The organism is Xanthomonas euvesicatoria pv. euvesicatoria (assembly GCF_020880415.1).
Taxonomy (GTDB): Bacteria; Pseudomonadota; Gammaproteobacteria; order Xanthomonadales; family Xanthomonadaceae; genus Xanthomonas; species Xanthomonas euvesicatoria.
This window is the reverse complement of sequence record NZ_JAJIUJ010000020.1, coordinates 61,036-81,975: the sequence shown is the minus strand read 5'-3', so window position 1 is coordinate 81,975 and position 20,940 is coordinate 61,036. Positions and strand designations below refer to the sequence as shown.

Genomic DNA, 20,940 nt, shown 5'->3' with positions numbered 1-20,940 from the left:
CAACCGGTAAAATGCGCCGGTGGATGTCTCTCATTTGCTCGATCATTTAAACCCCGCCCAGCGTGAGGCCGTTTCTGCGCCGCCGGGGCATTACCTCGTGCTGGCCGGCGCCGGCTCCGGCAAGACGCGCGTGCTGATCCATCGCATCGCCTGGCTCAACGAAGTCCAGGGCGTGCCCAACCACGGCATCTTCGCGGTGACCTTCACCAACAAGGCGGCCGGCGAAATGCGTCACCGCACCGACCTGCAGCTGCGCAATGGCAGCCGCGGGATGTGGATCGGTACATTTCACGGGCTGGCCCATCGCCTGTTGCGTCTGCATTGGCAGGACGCGCGGTTGCCGGAAGGCTTCCAGGTCATGGACAGCGACGACCAGTTGCGGTTGGTCAAGCGCGTGGTGCAGGCGCTGGAGCTGGACGAGAGCAAGTATCCGCCCAAGCAGATGAGCTGGTGGATCAACGAGCAGAAGGATGAGGGCCGCCGTCCGCAGCATATCCAGCCCGAGCCCAACGACGATTGGACCGAGGTGCGCCGGCAGGTGTATGCGGCTTATCAGGAACGCTGCGACCGCTCCGGGCTGCTGGATTTCGCCGAGTTGCTGCTGCGCGCGCACGAGTTGCTGCGCGACACCCCGGCCTTGCTGGCGCATTACCGTGCGCGCTTCCGCGAGATTCTGGTCGACGAGTTCCAGGACACCAACGCCATCCAGTACGCCTTCGTGCGCGTGCTGGCCGGCGAATCGGGCAATGTATTCGTGGTGGGTGACGACGACCAGGCCATCTACGGCTGGCGCGGCGCCAAGGTCGAGAACGTCCAGCGTTTTCTCAAAGATTTCCCCGGCGCGCAGACCGTGCGGCTGGAGCAGAACTACCGCTCCAGCGCCAATATCCTGGGCGCGGCCAATGCGGTGATCGCGCACAATCCGGACCGCATCGGCAAGCAGCTGTGGACCGATTCCGGCGATGGCGATCCGATCGATCTGTATGCGGCCTACAACGAAGTGGACGAGGCGCGTTATGTGGTCGAGCGTGCACGGCAGTGGGTGCGCGACGGCGGTAGTTATGGCGAAGTAGCGGTGCTCTACCGCAGCAATGCGCAATCGCGCGCGCTGGAAGAAGCGCTGATTTCCGAGCAGTTGCCGTACCGCGTGTATGGCGGTATGCGCTTCTTCGAACGTGCCGAAATCAAGGACGCGTTGGCTTATTTGCGCCTGCTCACCAACCGCAGCGACGACGCGGCCTTCGAACGCGCGGTCAACACGCCCACGCGTGGCATTGGCGACCGGACGCTGGATGAGGTGCGCCGGCTGGCGCGTGCCAGTGCGCTGTCGTTGTGGGAAGCGGCCATGTTGTGCACGCAGCAGAACACGCTGGCCGCACGCGCACGCAATGCCCTGGCCAGCTTCCTCAGCCTGATCGGCCAGCTGCATGCCGAAACCGGACAGATGGAACTGGCCGAACGCATCGACCATGTGCTGATGCGCTCGGGTCTGCGCGAGCATTGGGCCAAGGAAAGCCGTGGCGGGCTGGATTCGGAATCGCGTACCGAGAACCTGGACGAACTGGTGTCGGTCGCCTCGCGCTTCACCCGCCCCGACGACGAAGACAGCCAGGGCATGACCGAGCTGGTCGCCTTCCTGGCCTATGCCTCGCTGGAGGCCGGCGAAGGCCAGGCCCAGGCTGGCGAGGAAGGCGTGCAGCTGATGACATTGCATTCGGCCAAGGGCCTGGAATTCCCCATCGTGTTCCTGGTCGGTCTGGAAGACGGCCTGTTCCCCAGCGCACGCTCGTTGGAAGAGAGCGGCCGGCTGGAAGAGGAGCGTCGCCTGGCGTACGTGGGCATCACCCGCGCGCGGCAGAAGCTGGTGCTGTGCTACGCCGAATCGCGCCGCATCCACGGCCAGGACAACTACAACGTGCCCTCGCGCTTCCTGCGCGAGATTCCGCGCGACCTGCTCAACGAAGTACGCCCCAAGGTGCAGGTTTCGCGCACCGCATCGCTGGGCGCGGCCCGCGGCGGCCCGGTACATGGCATCGTGGAGACCGCGCCGATCAAGCTCGGCGCCAACGTCGAACACCCCAAGTTCGGCGGCGGCGTGGTGGTCGATTACGAAGGCGCTGGCGCGCATGCGCGCGTGCAGGTGCAGTTCGACGAGGTCGGCGCCAAGTGGCTGGTGATGGCCTACGCCAATCTGACTGTGGTGTAGGCGGCTCGGCACTCGTCAGCGATTGCGCGTTGTTCAGCAGGCGAGGGCGTCGTGCCGTTGCATTGTGCGTGCAGCAAGCAGAGCCGACCGCTGCTGCACTTCATACGTCGAGCGAGATCGCATGACCATCCGTGACAGATGATCGATGGATGAAGTGTCGCCTCCGCTGCGCTGTTGCGCGCCTACATTTCCCAGCTGAAGCTTGAGTTGATCTGCTTGCCGTTCACGGCCAGTGTCGACTTGTTGGCGAGCACGACCAGGGTAAAAGGCGGCACGCGCGTGTCGTCGCCTGTGTAAATCAGGCGCAGGATTCTGCGTTTGGTATCGAACGTCTTGACCTGGAAATTGCCCCGCAACCAGATGCCCGCGCTGTCGCCAGGTGCATTGAAACGAAGACTGGCGATCACTGGTCGGGTGTCGTGCCCGATTTCGAACAGGATGGAGTAGCCACTCTCTTCAAAAGAAAGTGAGGAAGTTGCGTGCGCAGAGGTGCTGAGGTAGGCCGACAGCAACAACGCAATGCAAGCGGCTACAAATCGTGTCATGACGTCATCCTTGAACGTGGTCGCACCGGAAGGGCACGGCCTGGAGTATCGATGCCGGCGCCGCGGCATTGCAACGGATGCGACAAGCGGTGAAATGGCGACACAGTCACCTCGCGGGTGAGGCCGGTGCTCGAACTCCCATTGGCGGTTTCCGGTGGTGAGCGCGCCAATCGCTTTAGCGAATAGGCAGATCGTGAGGTTCTGAGCCGGCAATCGGGGCTATTGGTGCATCGCTCGATGCGTAGCGCGCTGCATCCATGCCACCCTGTCAGCAGTTCATTGCACAGGTACCCGGCGGCATGCAAACCGAAAAACAGAAGATGCTGGCAGGCGAGCTCTACAACGCCACCGATGCGCAACTGCAGGCCGATCAAGCGGCGGCTGCGGCGTGGATGGAGCGCTACAACGCCACTGGCGCGCAGCCATCCACACAGCGGCATGCATTGCTGGTCGAGCGGCTCGCCGAGGTGGGTGCCGGTGCGGTGATCCGGCCGCCATTTCATTGCGATTACGGCTACAACATCCATCTGGGCGCGGGCGTGTTCCTCAATTTCAATTGCGTGATTCTGGATATCTGTCAGGTGCATATCGGCGAAGGCACGCAGGTGGGGCCCGCCGTGCAGTTCTACGCTGCCGATCATCCGCGCGATGCGGCCGGACGCGCCAGCGGGCTGGAGTTCGGACGGCCGATTCGCGTCGGGCGCAATGTGTGGATCGGTGGCGGGGCGATCATCCTGCCGGGCGTCAGCATTGGCGACGACGCAGTGATCGGTGCCGGTGCGGTGGTCACGCGCGATGTGCCGGCCGGCGCGACCGCCGTGGGCAATCCGGCGCGCGTGCGCGTACCCCGGGGTGCTGCCGATGAAGCGCCCACTGACTGAAGGCAACCAAGAAGCGCCGCGACCGAAGCTGTCAGGCGGACGTGGCCGCTGCGCAATGCAGCTCATACGCAAACAGGGCAGTTTTGAGCGCGTTACTGGCGCCGAGGTGATGGTCGCTCGTCAGCCAGATGAGCGGCTTGAAGCGCTACAGTCCGTGACGTGCAAGATTGATTTGCATCAAGGTCTGCGTTGTTGAGTGCTGTCAATCTCAAATCGCCGGCGCCGCTGCCGGTTCATCCGGGAGGTCATCATGTACAAACGAATCCTGATCGCCATCGATGCGTCCGAGCTGTCGCATCGCGGCCTGTTTCAAGGCCTGGAGCTGGCCAAGGCGACCGGTGCGAAAGTGGATATCGTCACCGTGTCCGAGCCGTGGGCGATGGGCATGTACGACGCAATGGGCTGGAGCGTGGGCTACGAGGCCAGCCCCGAATACCGCAAAGAGCGCGAAGCGGCCGCCGAAAAGATCCTGCGCCCGGCGCTGGAGCTGGCCGCCGCTGCCAACATCAAGGCCACGCCGCGGCATGTGCTGGATCGTTTCGCGGCCGAGGGCATCGTGCAGACCGCCAAGGACTGCAACAGCGATCTGATCATCATGACCTCGCACGGCCGCCGCGGGATGCAGCGCATGCTGCTCGGCAGCCAGACGGTGGAAGTGCTGACCCACAGTGCGATTCCGGTACTGGTCATTCGTTGATGCCGATGCCAGTGCCTTGCCTCACCTGGGCGCGTACCTGGGTGCGATGTGGCGCCCAGGTCATGCACTTCGTGCCCAGGCGCGCTCCTACGCAACTCAAGGTGCTTCGCTCTCCATCGGCTCCAGTTGTGCCGCAAAGCGCGGGACCGGTCGGGCGAGCCGGCGCAGTGCTTCGGTATGCACCAGCGGAGAGCCGTGCGTGGGTGTGGCCGCGCCGCTGCGCATGGATGCGTACTCGGGTTGTACGTGCTGGCTCAGTTCGCGCATGAAGCGCCACATCGGCACGTAGTGACCACGCCGTGGCGCAGGAAGATGCGGCGCTGCGCGGCACTGGCGACGCCACTGCATGGGCGGCATGCCGAAGCGCTGCTGAAACGCGCGCTGAAACTGACGTTCGGACGCAAAGCCCATCTCGTAGAGCAACCAGGTCAGGCTGCAGTCCGGATAGGCCTGCAGGTAGCGGTGCGCGGTGCTTAGCCGCTGCTCGCGGATATAGCTGGCCACGCCGCCGCGCGACTGGAACAGGCGGTACAGCGATGCGCGCGATAACGCGAACGCGTGCTGCAACGACTCGGTGCCCAACTCCGCCTCGCCGATGTGCTGCTCGATATACGCCAGCAGGTCGATCATCAGCGGCGTGTGTGCCTCCCCGGCCGTGGATACGTGCGGAACGATGGCGCTGTAGTAACCGGTGCTGCTCATGCGGATGCTGCCTGCGGCCCACTCCCCGGGGCCTGTCCCCTGGTCAACCGAGAAAAGCAGCGCCAACCCATCACGCCTCTTTCACAAAGTCGGCGCTGGATCACGCATCGGTGCCTGCCTGCGCACGATCGCGGCGATTGAGACGATTTGTCGGGTGAGCCCACGGGCGCATTTCTATCCTCGCCGCAGCGCTGAGGAAGCGTCATCGCACGGCCCGCCGCTTCGGTCCGCGTGGTGCGCGGCGGTTGCGGGCTAGCCCGCGGCAGCGGCGTCGCACGCAGGCTGCAGGCATTCCGCCGGGCCGGCGACATCCAAGCCACATGGCAGCGCACGTGCACCGCACGCTGGCGCAACGGGCTCAATCGGAGATCAGGCATGGCCAGCAGTCAGAAGTTCATTGCCCGCAATCGGGCGCCACGGGTGCAGATCGAATACGACGTGGAGGTCTACGGCGCGCAGAAGAAGGTGCAGATTCCGTTCGTGATGGGGGTGATGTCCGATCTGTCCGGCGCCAATGCCGGTGAGCTGCCCTCGCTGGATGAGCGCAAGGCACTGGAGATCGACGTCGACAACTTCGACAGCCGCCTGCAGTCGATGCGGCCGCGCGCGCAGTTCAAGGTGCCCAACACGCTCACCGGCGAAGGCGAGCTGGCGGTGGATATCACCTTCGAAAGCATGGACGACTTTTCGCCGGCCGCCATCGCGCGCAAGGTTGCGCCGCTGGCGAAGTTGCTGGAAGCGCGCACGCAGCTGGCCAACCTGGACACCTACATGGACGGCAAGGCCGGTGCAGAGCAGCTGATTGCCAACGCCATCCGCGACCCGGCGTTGCTGCAGTCGCTGGTGTCGGCCGCCAAGCCTGCCTCCGAACCGGAAGGAGCCTGACGCCATGTCCGCGACCGAAGCCGCACTGGCCACCAGTAGCACCGAAACAACCGAACAGGGCGACTTTGCCGCGCTGCTCAATCGCGAGTTCCGCCCCAAGAGCGAGCGCGCCAAGGAAGAAGTGGAATCGGCCGTGCGCACGCTGGCCGAGCAGGTGCTCAACCGCAGCGATGTGGTCAGCGAAGACGTGTCGCAGACCATCAAGGCCTATATCGCCGAGATCGATCGCGCCCTCACCGAGCAGCTCAACCACATCCTGCATCACGCCGATCTGCAGCAGCTCGAAGGCGCCTGGCGCGGCCTGCATTATCTGGTCAACAACACCGAGACCGACCAGCAGCTCAAGATCCGCGTGCTGAACATCAGCAAGAAGGAACTGGGCAAGGTGCTCAAGCGCTACAAGGGCACCGCCTGGGACCAGAGCCCCATCTTCAAGAAGGTCTACGAGCAGGAATACGGCCAGCTCGGTGGCGAACCGTATGGCTGCCTGGTCGGCGATTACTATTTCGACCAAAGCCCGCCGGATGTGGAACTGCTCAACGGCATGGCGCAGGTGGCTGCTGCCGCGCATGCACCGTTCATTGCCGCGGCCGCGCCCAAGTTGATGGGCATGGACAACTGGAGCGAGCTCTCCAACCCGCGCGACCTGGCGAAGATTTTCTCCACGCCCGATTACGCCGCATGGCGCTCGCTGCGCGAATCGGAAGATTCCAAGTACATCGGCCTGGCCATGCCGCGCACGCTGTCGCGTCTGCCTTACGGCGCGGCCACCAGCCCGGTGGATGAATTCGATTTCGAAGAAGACACTGCCGGCGCTGACTCGTCCAAGTACACCTGGCAGAACGCTGCCTATGCGATGGCAGTGAACATCAATCGCTCGTTCAAGCAGTACGGCTGGTGCTCGCGCATTCGCGGTATCGAATCCGGCGGCGCAGTGGAAGGCTTGCCCACCCACACCTTTCCCACCGACGACGGTGGCGTGGACATGAAGTGCCCGACCGAAGTGGCGATCACCGACCGCCGCTCTGCCGAATTGGACAAGATGGGCCTGATGCCGCTGGTGCATCGCAAGAACTCGGACATGGCCGCCTTCATCAGCGCGCAGTCGCTCAACAAGCCCGACGAATACGACGACCCGGATGCCACCGCCAACGCAGCGTTGGGCGCGCGCTTGCCGTACATGTTCGCGTGCTGCCGCTTTGCGCATTACCTCAAGTGCATCGTGCGCGACAAGATCGGTTCGTTCTCCGATCGCGAACAGATGCAGAGCTGGCTGACGCGTTGGGTCACCCAGTACATCGACGGCGACCCGTCCAACTCAAGCGAAGAAACCAAGGCGCGCAAGCCGCTGGCTGCCGCCGAGGTGGTGGTGGAAGAAGTGGAAGGCGCGCCGGGCTATTACAGCTCCAAGTTCTTCCTCAAGCCGCATTACCAGCTGGAGGGCCTGACCGTGTCGTTGCGGTTGGTCTCGCGCCTTCCCTCGGCCGCCAAGGCCTGATCCGACGCATTCGCGTCACGGGCACGACGCGAATGCGCGTCGCGCCACCTCGTGTTGTCACTCTCATTGAAGGAGCAGTTCCATGGCGTTCGACATGCACATCAAGTTCGGCAGCGGCAAGGTCAAGATCGAAGGCGCGTCCAACCACAAGAAGCACAAGGGCGAAATTCCGATCCTGGCCTGGTCGTGGGGCGCGAGCAATTCCGGCGACCTGCACACCGGTGGCGGCTCGGCCAGCGGTGGCAAGGCGCATATCCAGGACATCTCCATCACAAAGTACGTGGATGGTTGCTCCAACGCATTGCTCGATGCGGTATGCACCGGGGCACGTGTGGAAAACGCCTGGCTGTACGTCACCAACGCCACTGGCGAGCAGAGCGACTTTCTCACCCTGGAATTGAGCGAAGGCGTGCTGATTACCTCGTTGTCGACCGGCGGTTCCGGCGGCGAAGACCGCCTGACCGAAAACGTGACGCTGCACTTCGGCAAGTTCAAGTACGGCTTCCAGCCGCAGGACGACAAGGGTGCCGCCCAGGGTGGCGCGAAGGAATTCACCTACGACATCCAGGGTGTGGCCAAGGCCTAACACGAACGCGGGCAACCACAACGCTTTCGCCACGCAGGAGCGTTTGGCGACGCGGTGCGGCACGCAACATGCGTGTACATCGCTCGCTCTGCGCCGCCCATTGGAAGTTGACGCTTTGACGTTGGCTGCCTCCGATGGCGGCAATGCAATGACGGGCGGTGCCGCGCACGGCACCGCCACCTTCTTCGATAAGGAACCACGCGATGGATGCCACCGCACAGACCCTGCTGGCCCAAGGCGAGCCGGCGCAGGCGTTGCAGCAACTGATCCAGCAGGTGCGCCGGCAACCGGCCGATGCAGCGCAGCGCGTGTTCCTGTTTCAGTTGCTGGCCGTCCTCGGGCAGTGGTCGCGCGCCGCAGATCAGCTGCGCGCCTGCGCTGAACTGGATGCCGCCACGCTGCCCTTGGTGCAGACGTACCTTGCAGTGCTGCAGGGCGAACAGACGCGCGCCGAGGTGTTTGCCGGCGCGCGATTGCCGCATGTGATCGGTGAGTCGGCCGAATGGTTGGCGATGCATCTACACGCGCTGCAACTGTCGGCGCAAGGGCGTGGCGAACAAGCAGCTGCGTTGCGGACGCAAGCGTTCGAGTTGGCACCGGCTAGTGCCGGCGTGCTCGATGGCGAACGCTTCCAGTGGCTCGCAGATGCCGATACCCGTTTCGGACCCTGCATCGAGCTCATGCTCGACAGCGGCTACGCCTGGGCACCGCTCAGCCACATCCAGCAGTTACGCATGCAAGCGCCGCTGGATCTGCGCGACACCGTGTGGGCGCCGGTGAGCGTGCTATGGCGCAACGGCGGCCAGGCCTTCGGCTACCTGCCGGTGCGTTACCCCGGCAGCGAGCACCTGGATGCCGGCGAGCTGCAATTGGCGCGCCGCACCGAATGGACCCACGGCACGCAGGGCGAAATCGGCCTGGGCCAGCGCATGTGGAGCACAGAGTCGCACGAGATTGCGCTGCTCGATGTGCGTGACGTGCAGTTCGACGCGGACTGATTTCAATGGCCGAACTCACCACTACCGAACGCTTGCAGCCTTCGCTACTGGACCGGCTCACCGATGCCGCGCCCAGCCAGCGCGAAGAGAGCCGCGAGCAACGCGTGATCTCGGCCACGCGCCTGCGCGAATGCGTGATCCGCGATCTGTCGTGGTTGCTCAATGCCGTAAATCTGGAAACCAGCCGCCCGCTGGAGGCGCACCCGCAGGTGCGCAGCTCGGTGCTGAATTACGGCATCCCGGACCTGGCCGGTGTTGCAGTGGCCGGCATCGATGCGGCAGCGCTGCAACAGCGCATCCGCGAGGCGATTCTGGCCTTCGAACCGCGGCTGATACCCGAGACGCTGCGCGTCAGTGTGCATGCCGATGCCGCACGCATGGACCGGCGCTCGCTGCTGTTCACCATCGAATCGGAGATGTGGGCGCAACCGCTGCCGTTGAATCTGTATCTGAAGACCGCGCTGGACCTGGAAACCGGGCGGCTCGATGTCGTCGAAGGGCACGGTTGACGCCATGGACCCGCGCCTGCTGCCGTACTACACCCGCGAATTGCAGCACGTGCGCGACATGGGCGCGGAGTTCGCGCGCGAGTATCCCAAGATCGCCGGACGGCTCGGTCTGGACGCGTTCGAATGTGCCGACCCGTATGTCGAGCGGTTGCTGGAAGGCTTCGCGTTCCTGGCCGCGCGCGTGCAACTCAAGCTGGACGCGCAGTACCCCGTGTTCACCCAGCACCTGCTGGAGATGGTCTACCCGCATTATCTGGCGCCGCTGCCGTCGATGGCGGTGGTGCAGTTGCAGCCGGATCTGAAAGACAGCGGGCTGGCAGCAGGCGTGGTGGTGCCGCGGCAAAGTGCGCTGCGCAGCCTGGTCGGCCCGGGCGAGCGCACCGCCTGCGAATTTCGCACCGCGCATGCAGTGAGCTTGTGGCCGTTGCAGCTGGCCGAGGTCAAGTATCTTGAATCGCCGGCCGCGTTGGCGGCTGCCGGCATCGCCTTGCCGGCCGGGCGCGTGGTGCGTGCCGGCGTGCGTCTGCGCTTTGAGCTGGTGGGTGGTGCGCAGACGCAAGCGCTGGCGCTGGATCGGCTGCCGCTATTCCTGGCCGGCGCCGACGGCTTGCCCAAGCGGTTGTACGAACAGCTGCATGCCGATACCACCGCCGTGGTGGTGCGTGGCAGTAATGCCAGCGGTGGCATGCTGGAGATGACGCTGGGCGCCGATACCGTGCAGATGCGCGGCTTTGCCGGCGACGATGCATTGATTCCGTACGACGGCCGTTCGTTCAGTGGTTACCGCCTGCTGCAGGAATACTTCGCCTGTCCGGAGCGCTTTCTGTTCGCAGAACTCACCGGGCTGCGCGCGTCATTGCGGCGGTTGCACGGCAGCAGCTTCGAGGTGGTGGTGTTGCTGCAACGCAGCCTGCCCAGCCTGGCTGCGGCAGTGGGCGCCGAGCATTTCAAATTGTTCTGCACCCCGGCAATCAATCTGTTCCCGCGGCGTGCCGATCGCATCCATCTGCACGCCGGCCTGCACGAATACCACGTGCTGGCCGACCGCACCCGGCCGATGGATTTCGAGATCCATCATTTGGGCGAAGTGGAAGGCTTCGGCGATCGTCAGGAGCCGGAGCAACGCTTCGCGCCGTTCTATGGTGGCGACGCACGCACTTGGCATGCCCGGCATGGCGCGTTCTACAGCATGCGCCGCGAGCCGCGCATGCTATCGGCCCGCCAGCGCCGCGATGGCGCGCGGTCGAGTTATGTGGGCAGCGAAGTGTTCGTCAGCCTGGTCGATGCCGACGATCAGCCGCACAGAACGCGCCTGCGCCAGCTTGGGCTGCAACTGTGGTGCAGCAACCGCGATCTGCCGCTGCATATGCCGGTAGGCAAGGGCACCACCGATTTCACCATGGACAGCGGCGTGCCGGTGCAGAGCGTGCGCTGCGTGGCCGGGCCGACCAAGCCGCGCCCGGCGTTGTCGGATGGGCAGACTGCGTGGCGCCTGCTCAGCCAATTGCAGCTCAATTATCTCTCGCTCTTCGAAGACGGCCCCGACGGCGCCGCTGCGCTACGCGAGATCCTCACCTTGTACTGCGACCCGTTCGACGCATCCGCGCAGCGGCAGATCGAAGGCGTCAAGCAGGTGAGCGGCACACCGATCGTGCGGCGTATCCCGGTGCCTGGCCCGATCACCTTCGGCCGCGGCCTGGAGATCACGCTGACCTGCGAGGACGCCGCGTTCGAAGGCACCGGCGCCTTCCTGCTGGCTTCGGTGCTGCGGCACTTCTTCGCGCGCTATGTCTCGGTGAATTCCTTCACCGAAACCGTGCTGCGCACCACCGAACGCAACGAGGTGGCCCGATGGCTAGCCCAGCCCGGCACGCGCCCACGCCTGTGAGCGCCGCGGCTGCGGCGCTGGCCCAGGCGCTGCAGACCCGGCCACAGGATTTCAGCCCGTTCGCGGCCTTGCGCGCGATCGAGCGCTGCCATCCGCTGCAGCCACGCCTGGGTGAATCGACGCGCGCCAGCGACGATGTGCTGCGGCTGCGGCATGCGCCATCACTGGCATTCGCACCCCATGCGCTGGACCGCTACACACCGGCAACGCACGATCAGCCTGCCGCGCTGTACGGTCTGTTTTTAGGCCTGTTCGGCCCGAATGCGCCGTTGCCGTTGCACCTGACCGAATACGCCATCGAGCGTGCGCAGCAAGCCAAGGACGGCACCTTTGCCGCATTTGCCGATGTGTTCCACCACCGCATGCTCAGCCTGTTCTACCGCGCCTGGGCGCAGGCACAGCCCAGCGTGCAGGCCGAGCGCCCGGCGAGCGACCAGTTCCGTGCCTGGCTGGATGCACTGGTCGGCATCGCCAGCCCGCATCTGCGCGACCGCGACGCGTTGCCGGACGATGCACGTCGTTACTACGCCGGCCGTCTTGGTACCGCCACGCGCACGCCGGAAGGCTTGCGTGCCCTGCTGCAGCAGTTGTTCGAATGGCCGGTGCAGGTACAGGAATTCATCGCCGAATGGATGCGCCTGCCGGCCGATGCGCACCTGCAACTTGGTCTGGGTCCGCGCAACGCGCGGCTGGGCGTGGACAGCGTGGTGGGCGCACACGTGCGTGGCGCCCAGCAACGCGTGCGCATCTGCCTGGGGCCGCTGCCGCGCCTGGCATTTCAACGCTTTCTTCCGGGCGGCCAGGCGCTCAGGCAACTCACCGCTGCGGTGCGCAGCTATCTGGGCGACGAATTTGGCTGGGAACTGCAGCTGTTGCTCAAGGCTGATGAGGTCCCCACGCCGCACCTTGCGCGCAATAGCCGGCTGGGCCTGGACACCTGGCTCGGCCGCCGCGCCTGGAGCATTGCCGACGCCGACGAGGTGCTGCTGCGCCCATCGGGCTGACGCACACCGCTCTCCCTTTCGCTCACACGCAACGTACCGACTTCGAAGGACGCACCATGGCCGAGATCTCCCGCAGTGCCCTGTTCGGCAAGCTCAATCCGCTGGCCTACCGCGGTATCGAGAGCGCCACCGTGTTCTGCAAGCTGCGCGGCAACCCGTATGTGGAGCTGGTGCATTGGCTGCATCAGTTGCTGCAGCTGCAGGACTCGGACCTGCATCGCGTCATCAAACACTTTCAACTCAACCCCTCCACGCTGGCGCGTGATGTCACGTCGGCCCTGGACGCCTTGCCGCGCGGTTCCACTGCCGTCACCGACCTGTCGGCCAATGTCGAAGAAGCGGTGGAGCGCGGTTGGGTGTATGCCTCACTGAGTTTTGGTGAAGCGCAGGTGCGCACCGGCTATCTGGTGGTTGGCATTCTGAGCGTGCGCGGTTTGCGTAATGCATTACTGGCGATCTCCAAGGAGTTCGACAAGCTCAAGCCCGCGGTACTCAGCGAAGACTTTGCGCGGATCGTGGCCGGCTCCCCGGAAGATGGTTTGCTGCCCAGCGATGGTTTCTCACTCGGTCAGACCGCTGCACCTGGGGAGGCTAGCGGCGCCATCGCGCCGGCCGCACTGGGAAAGCAGGAAGCACTGAAGAAATTCACCACCGACCTCACCGCACAAGCACGCGAGGGCAAGCTGGACCCGATCATCGGCCGCGACGACGAGATCCGCCAGGTGGTCGATATCCTGATGCGCCGCCGCCAGAACAACCCGATCCTGGTTGGCGAGACCGGTGTCGGCAAGACCGCGGTGGTGGAAGGCTTCGCGCAACGCATCGCGCGCGGCGATGTGCCACCCGCGTTGAAGGACGTGCAGCTGCGCACGCTGGATGTGGGCCTGCTGCAGGCCGGCGCCAGCATGAAGGGCGAATTCGAGCAACGCCTGCGCGCAGTCATCGACGAAGTGCAGGCCAGCCCCAAGCCGATCATTTTGTTTGTCGACGAAACCCACACCCTGGTCGGCGCCGGTGGCGCGGCCGGTACCGGCGATGCGGCCAACCTGCTCAAGCCCGCACTGGCGCGTGGCACCTTGCGCACCGTGGGGGCGACCACGTTTGCCGAGTACAAGAAGTACATCGAAAAAGACCCCGCGCTGACGCGGCGCTTCCAGGCCGTGCAGGTGGACGAGCCGGACGAAGCCAAGGCAGTGCGCATGATGCGCGGCGTCGCTTCGATGATGGAACAGCACCACCGTGTGCAGATCCTGGACGAAGCGCTGGAAGCGGCGGTCAAGCTCAGTCACCGCTACATCCCGGCGCGGCAGCTGCCGGACAAATCGGTGAGCCTACTCGACACCGCCTGCGCGCGCGTGGCGGTGAGCCTGCACGCTACGCCTGCGGAAGTGGACGACAGTCGCCGCCGCATCGAATCGCTGGAGACCGAACACGCCATCATCGAACGCGAGCGTGCGATTGGTATCGTGGTGGAGGAGCGTGCTGCCGCTTGCGCCAACCTGCTGCAAAGCGAGCATAGCCGCCTGCGCGAGCTGGACCAGCGCTGGGTTGGCGAGAAGGCATTGGTGGACGAGCTGTTGTCGTTGCGCGCACAACTGCGTAGCGGTAATTCATCGGTGGAAGGCACCGGCAGTGCGTTGGAAGCAGAGGCCGACACCGACGCAGATGCCGCTGTGGCGCAGTCGGCGTCTGGCGACACTGCCGTGCTCGACGCACCGGTGCAAGTTGATCGCGACACGCTGTTAGCGCGCCTGCAGTTGGTGCAGGCCGAACTGGCAGCATTACAAGGCGAATCGCCGCTGATCCTGCCCACCGTCGATTACCAAGCGGTTGCCGCCGTGGTCGCCGACTGGACCGGCATCCCAGTCGGGCGCATGGCGCGCAACGAGATCGACACCGTGCTGCGCCTGCCCGACCTGCTGGCCAAGCGCGTGATCGGCCAAGACCATGCCATGGAGATGATCGCCAAGCGTATCCAGACCAGCCGCGCCGGTCTGGACAACCCGGACAAACCGATCGGCGTGTTCCTGCTGGCCGGCACCTCCGGCGTGGGCAAGACCGAAACCGCACTCGCGCTGGCCGAAACCTTGTACGGCGGCGAACAAAATCTGATCACCATCAACATGAGCGAGTACCAGGAAGCGCATACCGTCTCCTCGCTCAAGGGTGCACCGCCGGGCTATGTGGGCTACGGCGAAGGCGGCGTGCTCACCGAAGCGGTGCGACGCAAGCCGTACTCGGTCGTGTTGCTGGACGAAGTGGAAAAAGCCCACTCGGACGTGCACGAACTGTTCTTCCAGGTCTTCGACAAGGGCTGGATGGAAGACGGCGAAGGCCGCCGCATCGACTTCCGCAACACCTTGATCATCCTGACCAGCAACGCCGGCACCGACCTGATCGCCAGCCTGTGCAAGGACCCGGAACTGATACCCGACCCGGAAGCCATGGCCAAGGCCATCCGCGAGCCGTTGTTGAAGGTATTTCCGCCGGCATTGATCGGGCGGCTGGTGGCGATTCCGTATTACCCGCTGAGCAACGACATGCTCGGCCAGATCGTGCGGTTGCAGTTGAATCGCATCAAGAAGCGCATCGAGGAGCGCTACAAGATTCCGTTCGAGTACGACGATTCAGTTGTTGAGCTGGTGGTGAGCCGGTGTACCGAGAGCGAATCGGGTGGGCGGATGATCGATGCGATTTTGACGAATTCGATGTTGCCGGAGATCAGTCGCAAATTTCTGCGTGGGGTAGTGAATCGGGAACGGACTGAACGCGTTGATATTCGTGCTGAAGAGTCTGCATTGGTTTATTCGTTTCTCTGATTTCGAAAATTTTATGCTGGATTTAGTGGTTAATAGAAAATTAGTGGCGACGGGAAGGCCGGGCCATGAGTGGGGGGGTGTATGACTGACTACGACACCTTGAGAAGTAGCGGTTTCAATCCTATTTAAAATCATGCATTGGTTTAATTTTTCGATATTCAAGAAAATCGCCAATTTCACTGTTGCGGGAAGGTAACGGTGTAGAGGAGTTTAATGATGCCAAAAGCATTGCGTAAGCGAGTTAACCGCAAGGATAAGGGCTACCATGCGCTCCGGCGCTCGGAGATAAACGACCTAGACAAGGCTGCAAGTTTTTTACTAGCAATTAGCTACTCTGGACGAACTTCGCAGACAAAAGTTTCCCAAGGACTGATTCAAATGGATTGCGTTGCACTGGCGGTCATTAACGACGAATGGCTAGTGGCGGCCAACAGCCGTCGACTCGACGACTGGCATATGGAAGAGCTGGCGCAGGAGCTGGGGTTCGATTTTACATACGCCATCGTCGAGCGTGGCCAGGGTGGTATGCATGCCGAGATGCAGGTTTTGGAGGAGATTAAAGCCAGTAGCTACTCGGCAAAGGGCGTGCATATGGGAATCTCGAAGCCGTGCTGTTTCGATTGCAAGACGACGCTTGATACCGTGCAAGCTCTGTACTCCCACTACCACACAGATACAGTGGTGAACTGGGAGGCTCCGGATCTGAGCTAGATATCGTGCCTCAGGCTCAGATAATTTGCATACAGCACTACGGAAGTTATGCGACGCATGGATCGTGATTTAAAGTTGCCACAACTTAATTTGATTTATTCAAGTAGTTTTACAGTCTTGCTGAGGTGATGAATGGGAGCCTCTGAACACGAGTATGAGGTGTCGCGCGCAATACGCAATTCGGCTGATCCAGGAGATAATCCAAGCGACCGCTGTGCAAAAGGTGGCCTTCGAAGCGTCAAGGAAACCGACCCCCGTCGAATTTCCATCATCCGTGAATGGGAGTACGCCGCTTCGCGGGTGATTGCTTTCTCGAAAGTCGATTCATGTCTGGGCGCGTTGCAGATAATAGATAATGATAGACTGCGCGGCGCTCACTTCTCTATGTTTGCATCGGGTGCGCAATACGATGTAGTTCAGTTCAATGCGATGATGGCTTCCGCTGGATTTCAGGTAAATCTGCCAATTTTATATTTCGGTGGAGGCGTGGATGATTGGCGGCAGGGGCTGGGTGTCAATACTTACATGAGTGTAGGACCTTTCGCCCACCCTGTAATTGACGCGGAGCAAAAGGCGTGGATTTTTGAGATGAATAATGGTGCTTTTACTTACCATTCAATGAATTAGCAAATTGAAATTACAATAAAAGTTGGTAACGGGATCAGGTTTGGTAACGAGGGTAACGGGGTCGGGTTCACTTTCTCCACGAGCGCGATGTTACGGAGAGCAACTCCACCCCGCGACCCCCTGACCGATGTGCATCCGCCCGAGTGGCGACTGGATGGTGCCGCATGTCGGTGGGCCGATGATCGCGTTGGGTGCACCGAAGGTGCTGATCGGAGCAAAAGGGGTACAGGTAATTGACTGGAAATATTTACGTCCGACAGAGGGGCGGAGGTCATTAGGTCGCATAAAAGTGCCGCATTCGTCATTTGATATGCGTCCTGTGTATTGAGCAGATGAATGTCGCGAACGTCAAGCGGATGGCCGACATTTCTTGTCTCCGGTGCGACTCCGCCATTTTCAGCTGCTTCCGGGATCTCTCACAAAATACGAGGTGATTTATGGTTGAACTAGTATGCAGCGTCTGCAAGAAGCCCGCCTTGGGATTGGTAACGAAGCCGGTGAATCCATCCGACCAGCGTCATCGCAAATGTGATGGCGCAACGGTAGTGGCGCAGCAGAGCGTGGTTGTCCAGAAATCCGCGCTTGCCGCACAGGGACGCGAAAAAGGGGCAGCACGCAAAGCCCTGACGGGCCGCGATCACCAGGGCAATCATGACAGCCGGACCAAACCGGAAGTGCGTGGAGGTCCAAAGGGCGATCGGCACGATCACGGACGGCGTCAGAATGGCTCGGCCGGGCAGAACTGATCACGAACGTTCAGCACTCCGTCCGGGCACGATCGGGGTGCTTTCCGGTGATGTCACCCGAACGAACGGGCGCAGGTTCACGTGCGAAGCCAACCCGACACCGGTCGTCCCGAGGATCTAAATCTGGCGCTGGTCAAGGTGATCTGGGATCTGACCGGCGGATGCTTCCTGGCGATTGGTCTGGGGCCGTTGATCGGCAATGCCGACAGGCTCGGCCCTGGCGTCTACCGGTTGCTCGTGGGCTATCCCAGCGTCATGCGCGCGATCAATGGGTTGGTCGCCACGGTCGGCAACAACCGGACCGCGTCGGCCGGCGCGCTGCTGACGGTATTGGTGGCCGTGTACGAGGCCGGCGTGTTCATGCCGTTGCTGCGGCTGGTGCTGAGCATGGCCGGGTGGTGGGCCCTGTCGATGGCGCTGGTCACCATCCTCACCAAGGTGCTGGGCGGTGCGGCGAGCGCCGGTGCGACGGTGGCGGCAGAGCTGATCACCAGTTTCGCGATCTGGGCTTACCAGACGACGATGGACGTGCTGGCCTACGTGGCCTCGACCAGCGCCGGGGCGGCCTTCCTGATTGCACAGGACGACGGGAGCGCCGCGCCGTCGCCGCTGCTGGAGGCCTGATTCGCATCCAGGCACCCGCCACGTCATTGCGGCGCGGCGGGTGTTGGACCTGCGCTGATGGGGTGTGGCGATGTTTGTCGAGCAGCTGCAGGCAGCGTGTTATCGACATCACCATCTGGATGGATCGGCGCAGCAGATATCCGGGTAACCGGGTCAGGTTAACTTATCGGTCGAATGCGACTTGAGGTGCCGACGAGCCGCCCAATGCCCGCAAAAAGATGCATCAACGCCCGCTGTGCTTGCACCTCGGCGGTACCTGCAGTTCTTTACGCTTCCATTGCCGGCTGGAGTTCTGTCCGGCGCAAAGAACGGGGCATGCGACATCGGTCAGCGAGCACTGTGCGTCTGCTTGGCGCTGCCATCGGCAATGTGCCGGGTTCATGGCGGTCCAAGCCGGTCCAAGCCGGTCTGTAACAAGCCGCCAAGCGCGCTTTACCCGTCTTCGTCACTGAAGAAGAGAACGCGTGCGCCAAGAGACAACGCTTCGTTCTCCGCTATCGGTAAGCTATGCCGTTTGGGGGGAGGCGTAAATGAAAATAAGTCTTGCGGTGGTGATGTGCGTGTTGTCGTTACCGGCAGCGGCGCAGTCGGCCTACAAGTGCAGCGATGCAAAGCTGGGGACCGTTTACCAGTCCACGCCGTGCGCCGACGGCGCCGAGCAGAAGCGTTGGAACAAGCAAGCCGGGCCGGCTCCGACCGCAACGGTTGCGGCGACGCAGGCAGGCCCGAACACGGCGTCTGCCACGGGCCAGGAGTCAAACCTGGGCTTACGCCTGATCAGCTACGAGCGCCAGCCGAGCCCGGAGGCGTGTACGCGCGCCACCCATGTGCGCGACAGCGCCCGCGCCGATCCTACGATGCGTGGCGATCCGGATTTCATGCAGGCTCTTGAGCGAGCGGTCGTGCAGGCCTGTCGCTAGCAAGGGTGTTCAAGTCGCGCATCTGCAATCAAGGCACGGCAAGGAAGATCGATGCAAGGACGTGAAGGGGCTTTTTCCAAATGGTGCGAGTTGCTGATCGTGGTGACGATCGCCTTCGGTCTGCTGATCTGGTCCAGCCTTTCGGCGGTGGCGCGCGATGCCATAGAGCCGGTCTTCTCCGACGCTAGCCTGTGGGGCATGGTGGTCTACGAACTGCTCGTTCTGGCGATCTTGCTGCCAGTGCTGTGGTTCCGCGGATGGAGGCCGCAGTCGCTCGGGCTACAGTGGCAACTACGCGACTTGGCGGCGGGACTCGGCTTGCTGGCGGTGTGTCTGTTGCTCACCTATCCACTGACGCTGTTGAACTGGAGTTCGGGGAGCAACACGAATCCATTCGATGCGATGGTCGTCGGGCGGCTATCGATCGCGGCTGTGCTGGCGATCTCGCTGATCAATCCGATCTTCGAGGAAGTATTTGTGTGCGGTTACGTGATCCGCGCGCTGGAGCCGCGCTATGGCCCTGCAGTTGCGGTGAATGTCAGCGTGGCGGTCCGCGCCTCGTATCACCTGTATCAGGGTCCGATTGGTGCCATTAATATCTTGATGTTCGGGCTGATCCTGGGCTGGTGGGTGGCCCGACGCGGGCGGCTGTGGCCGGCGATCCTGGCGCATGGCGCGCTGGATTTGCTGGGCTTGATGGCCTACACCTGAGTGGTCTGGCGTAGCCGCGATGCCGCACACTTGTCGCTTAACCGAACACGGGACGAAGCAATGGCACGACGATATGGATGGAGCGGGATGCTGGTGTGGCTGGCGGCGTTCGGCGCGATGGCGGCCGGCCCGACGCCCGGCGAATACGGCACCAAGCAAGGTTGGGGCAGCCTGCAGGTCAGCGAAAAGGGTGGAGCGCGCCACTTCGAGATTCTCGCCGTGGGCGCCAACGGCCACACCTGTTCGCTGGAGGGCACGCTGCAAGGCGACAAGGCGGAAGTGCGCGATGCCAGCGACACGCCTTGCAAGCTCGCGTTCAAGCCGGTGGCCGGTGGCTTCAGCATCGCCGCACTGACGCAAGACAGTTGCCGCGACTACTGCGGCATGCGCGCCAGCTTCGAAGGCGACTATCTGAAGTTGCCTGCCGGCTGCACCTCCGCGGCCAGCAGCCGACGACGTGAGGCGTACCTGCGCGACTATCGCGGCAAGCGCTATGCCGAAGCACTCGCCGGCATGCAGGCGTTCGCGGGCGAGTGCGGCGAGTTTTTCAACTGGCTCGATCGCGACCGCTTCGCCAACGACCGCGCGCTCACCCTGCTGCGCCTGAACCGTCCGCAGGAGTGCCTGAAGGCGCTTGATCAGACCATGGCCGGTCGCAGCCGCGACGAGGCCTCGTTCCAGGCGGAGATGGACAAGGACAGCACGATGCTACCGCCAAGCGACTGGGATGCGTACCTCCCCATTGCCAGGTCCACCTGGTTCAATCGCAAGCTCTGCGAGGCGGCAAAGCGTTGAGCGCGATGGCCTGCCATGCTGCGCGCAGGGAAACCCTTGCGCGCGGCGTCGCACGGAGCGTCGCTCGTGGTTGATCAAGGTGATGCGCAAGAAAGTGGGCGCTTGCAGCCGCGCGCGCTGGTACTCACATCAGTATCGCCACTTCAGCCCGCGAAGGATGGACAATCGAGTTCATCGTTGGATTCTTGCCAATACGCAGTCATGCCGTTCCCGATCGTCCATCGCCGCAATGCTGCGGCTGATCGCACTAGAGCGTCTTGTCTAGCGTGATGACCTGGAGTCCGCTGCAGACAGAACCACCATTCTCGATCTTCGCAACCGGCTGAAACCCGTTACCTTGCCGCGCAACTACTGCCGAGCGTCAGCGCGGATCTGTCCCGAAAGCGCCGGCATCTGCGGTGCTGTTTGATCTTGGATGTGGCCCCGGAACCGCGCGAAGTTGAAAGCCCGTGCACGCATGGAGTACGGGACTTTGGGTGCTAGGCAATTGCGGAACGTTGCAGAAGTACGCCATCGCGCGCTGCGAGGATGCTGGCCGAAGCCTCGTCATGATTGCCGCAGACAAGAAAAGCGGCGCCAGACCGACGC

The 20,940-nt window shown here is 63.0% G+C and carries 20 protein-coding genes; 17 read left to right on the top strand and 3 right to left on the bottom strand.

Translation table 11 applies throughout. The annotated features are described in order from the left end of the window. The first annotated feature begins 19 nt into the window (after positions 1-19). Positions 20-2,206, top strand: coding sequence for a DNA helicase II (uvrD, locus tag LN450_RS02770; RefSeq protein WP_031424853.1), 2,187 nt, complete (start codon positions 20-22; stop codon positions 2,204-2,206). Between the two features lie 182 nt (positions 2,207-2,388). On the opposite strand, the gene LN450_RS02765 is transcribed toward uvrD, so the two are convergent. Beyond that, positions 2,389-2,613, bottom strand: coding sequence for a hypothetical protein (locus LN450_RS02765; protein WP_039418537.1), 225 nt, complete (start codon positions 2,611-2,613; stop codon positions 2,389-2,391). Positions 2,614-3,050: 437 nt separating this feature from the next. Here LN450_RS02765 and LN450_RS02760 point away from each other — a divergent pair, with 437 nt between their 5' ends. Beyond that, on the top strand, positions 3,051-3,632 hold the full coding sequence (locus LN450_RS02760) for a sugar O-acetyltransferase (protein ID WP_008572534.1): 582 nt from the start codon (positions 3,051-3,053) through the stop codon (positions 3,630-3,632). A gap of 250 nt (positions 3,633-3,882) precedes the next feature. After that, complete coding sequence (locus LN450_RS02755; protein WP_008572535.1) at positions 3,883-4,329, top strand: universal stress protein; 447 nt, start codon at positions 3,883-3,885, stop codon at positions 4,327-4,329. Positions 4,330-4,425: 96 nt separating this feature from the next. Here LN450_RS02755 and tagK read toward each other — a convergent pair whose 3' ends face one another. After that, on the bottom strand, positions 4,426-5,097 hold the full coding sequence (gene tagK / locus LN450_RS02750; RefSeq protein WP_011349019.1) for a transcriptional regulator TagK: 672 nt from the start codon (positions 5,095-5,097) through the stop codon (positions 4,426-4,428). 309 nt (positions 5,098-5,406) lie between these two features. On the opposite strand from tagK, the gene tssB reads away from it, so the two are divergent. The 10 genes from tssB (at position 5,407) to LN450_RS02700 (ending at position 16,556) form a co-directional block, all read left to right on the top strand. Further along, positions 5,407-5,916, top strand: a complete 510-nt coding sequence (gene tssB / locus LN450_RS02745) for a type VI secretion system contractile sheath small subunit (protein ID WP_008572540.1) — start codon at positions 5,407-5,409, stop codon at positions 5,914-5,916. Between the two features lie 4 nt (positions 5,917-5,920). Beyond that, positions 5,921-7,414 carry a type VI secretion system contractile sheath large subunit gene (gene tssC, locus LN450_RS02740; RefSeq protein ID WP_011349018.1) on the top strand — a complete coding sequence of 498 codons (1,494 nt, stop codon included), beginning with the start codon at positions 5,921-5,923 and terminating at the stop codon, positions 7,412-7,414. An 82-nt stretch (positions 7,415-7,496) separates the two neighbouring features. Continuing rightward, on the top strand, positions 7,497-8,000 hold the full coding sequence (locus LN450_RS02735; protein WP_008572542.1) for an Hcp family type VI secretion system effector: 504 nt from the start codon (positions 7,497-7,499) through the stop codon (positions 7,998-8,000). A gap of 203 nt (positions 8,001-8,203) precedes the next feature. After that, entirely contained in the window at positions 8,204-8,998 is a 795-nt protein-coding gene (locus tag LN450_RS02730; protein WP_011349017.1) for a type VI secretion system accessory protein TagJ, read from the top strand. A 5-nt stretch (positions 8,999-9,003) separates the two neighbouring features. Continuing rightward, complete coding sequence (tssE, locus tag LN450_RS02725; protein ID WP_008572544.1) at positions 9,004-9,507, top strand: type VI secretion system baseplate subunit TssE; 504 nt, start codon at positions 9,004-9,006, stop codon at positions 9,505-9,507. A 4-nt stretch (positions 9,508-9,511) separates the two neighbouring features. After that, complete coding sequence (gene tssF / locus LN450_RS02720) at positions 9,512-11,395, top strand: type VI secretion system baseplate subunit TssF (protein WP_041855094.1); 1,884 nt, start codon at positions 9,512-9,514, stop codon at positions 11,393-11,395. Continuing rightward, positions 11,359-12,399 (top strand): type VI secretion system baseplate subunit TssG, encoded by a 1,041-nt coding sequence (gene tssG, locus LN450_RS02715; RefSeq protein WP_011349015.1) that lies wholly within the window; start codon positions 11,359-11,361, stop codon positions 12,397-12,399. Before tssF ends, tssG begins: the two co-directional genes overlap by 37 nt. A 56-nt stretch (positions 12,400-12,455) precedes the next feature. Next, positions 12,456-15,218 carry a type VI secretion system ATPase TssH gene (gene tssH / locus LN450_RS02710; RefSeq protein WP_011349014.1) on the top strand — a complete coding sequence of 921 codons (2,763 nt, stop codon included), beginning with the start codon at positions 12,456-12,458 and terminating at the stop codon, positions 15,216-15,218. A gap of 213 nt (positions 15,219-15,431) precedes the next feature. Continuing rightward, a complete protein-coding gene (locus LN450_RS02705) occupies positions 15,432-15,929 on the top strand; it encodes a hypothetical protein (protein ID WP_011349013.1) in 498 nt (165 codons plus the stop codon). A 132-nt stretch (positions 15,930-16,061) separates the two neighbouring features. Beyond that, positions 16,062-16,556 carry a hypothetical protein gene (locus LN450_RS02700; protein ID WP_126952868.1) on the top strand — a complete coding sequence of 165 codons (495 nt, stop codon included), beginning with the start codon at positions 16,062-16,064 and terminating at the stop codon, positions 16,554-16,556. Between the two features lie 446 nt (positions 16,557-17,002). On the opposite strand, the gene LN450_RS02695 is transcribed toward LN450_RS02700, so the two are convergent. Further along, the gene (locus LN450_RS02695; protein ID WP_039419229.1) at positions 17,003-17,266 is read right to left on the bottom strand and encodes a hypothetical protein; all 264 of its coding nucleotides are present in this window, start codon (positions 17,264-17,266) and stop codon (positions 17,003-17,005) included. A gap of 117 nt (positions 17,267-17,383) precedes the next feature. Here LN450_RS02695 and LN450_RS02690 point away from each other — a divergent pair, with 117 nt between their 5' ends. From LN450_RS02690 to LN450_RS02675, 4 genes are all read left to right on the top strand, one after another. Beyond that, positions 17,384-17,926 (top strand): hypothetical protein, encoded by a 543-nt coding sequence (locus tag LN450_RS02690; RefSeq protein WP_011349011.1) that lies wholly within the window; start codon positions 17,384-17,386, stop codon positions 17,924-17,926. A 530-nt stretch (positions 17,927-18,456) separates the two neighbouring features. Beyond that, positions 18,457-18,846, top strand: a complete 390-nt coding sequence (locus LN450_RS02685) for a DUF4124 domain-containing protein (RefSeq protein ID WP_011349009.1) — start codon at positions 18,457-18,459, stop codon at positions 18,844-18,846. A 99-nt stretch (positions 18,847-18,945) separates the two neighbouring features. Continuing rightward, positions 18,946-19,557 carry a CPBP family intramembrane glutamic endopeptidase gene (locus LN450_RS02680; protein ID WP_228892605.1) on the top strand — a complete coding sequence of 204 codons (612 nt, stop codon included), beginning with the start codon at positions 18,946-18,948 and terminating at the stop codon, positions 19,555-19,557. 60 nt (positions 19,558-19,617) lie between these two features. Beyond that, entirely contained in the window at positions 19,618-20,352 is a 735-nt protein-coding gene (locus LN450_RS02675; RefSeq protein ID WP_011349007.1) for a hypothetical protein, read from the top strand. Positions 20,353-20,940: the final 588 nt, after the last annotated feature.

Bases quoted from the DNA above. Each gene is read 5' to 3' on its own strand.
- LN450_RS02760 (WP_008572534.1), top strand. From the start codon at position 3,051: ATGCAAACCGAAAAACAGAAGATGCTGGCAGGCGAGCTCTACAACGCC.
- LN450_RS02755 (WP_008572535.1), top strand. From the start codon at position 3,883: ATGTACAAACGAATCCTGATCGCCATCGATGCGTCCGAGCTGTCGCAT.
- tssB (WP_008572540.1), top strand. From the start codon at position 5,407: ATGGCCAGCAGTCAGAAGTTCATTGCCCGCAATCGGGCGCCACGGGTG.
- tssC (WP_011349018.1), top strand. From the start codon at position 5,921: ATGTCCGCGACCGAAGCCGCACTGGCCACCAGTAGCACCGAAACAACC.
- LN450_RS02735 (WP_008572542.1), top strand. From the start codon at position 7,497: ATGGCGTTCGACATGCACATCAAGTTCGGCAGCGGCAAGGTCAAGATC.
- LN450_RS02730 (WP_011349017.1), top strand. From the start codon at position 8,204: ATGGATGCCACCGCACAGACCCTGCTGGCCCAAGGCGAGCCGGCGCAG.
- tssE (WP_008572544.1), top strand. From the start codon at position 9,004: ATGGCCGAACTCACCACTACCGAACGCTTGCAGCCTTCGCTACTGGAC.
- tssF (WP_041855094.1), top strand. From the start codon at position 9,512: ATGGACCCGCGCCTGCTGCCGTACTACACCCGCGAATTGCAGCACGTG.
- tssG (WP_011349015.1), top strand. From the start codon at position 11,359: ATGGCTAGCCCAGCCCGGCACGCGCCCACGCCTGTGAGCGCCGCGGCT.
- tssH (WP_011349014.1), top strand. From the start codon at position 12,456: ATGGCCGAGATCTCCCGCAGTGCCCTGTTCGGCAAGCTCAATCCGCTG.
- LN450_RS02705 (WP_011349013.1), top strand. From the start codon at position 15,432: ATGATGCCAAAAGCATTGCGTAAGCGAGTTAACCGCAAGGATAAGGGC.
- LN450_RS02700 (WP_126952868.1), top strand. From the start codon at position 16,062: ATGGGAGCCTCTGAACACGAGTATGAGGTGTCGCGCGCAATACGCAAT.
- LN450_RS02685 (WP_011349009.1), top strand. From the start codon at position 18,457: ATGAAAATAAGTCTTGCGGTGGTGATGTGCGTGTTGTCGTTACCGGCA.
- LN450_RS02675 (WP_011349007.1), top strand. From the start codon at position 19,618: ATGGCACGACGATATGGATGGAGCGGGATGCTGGTGTGGCTGGCGGCG.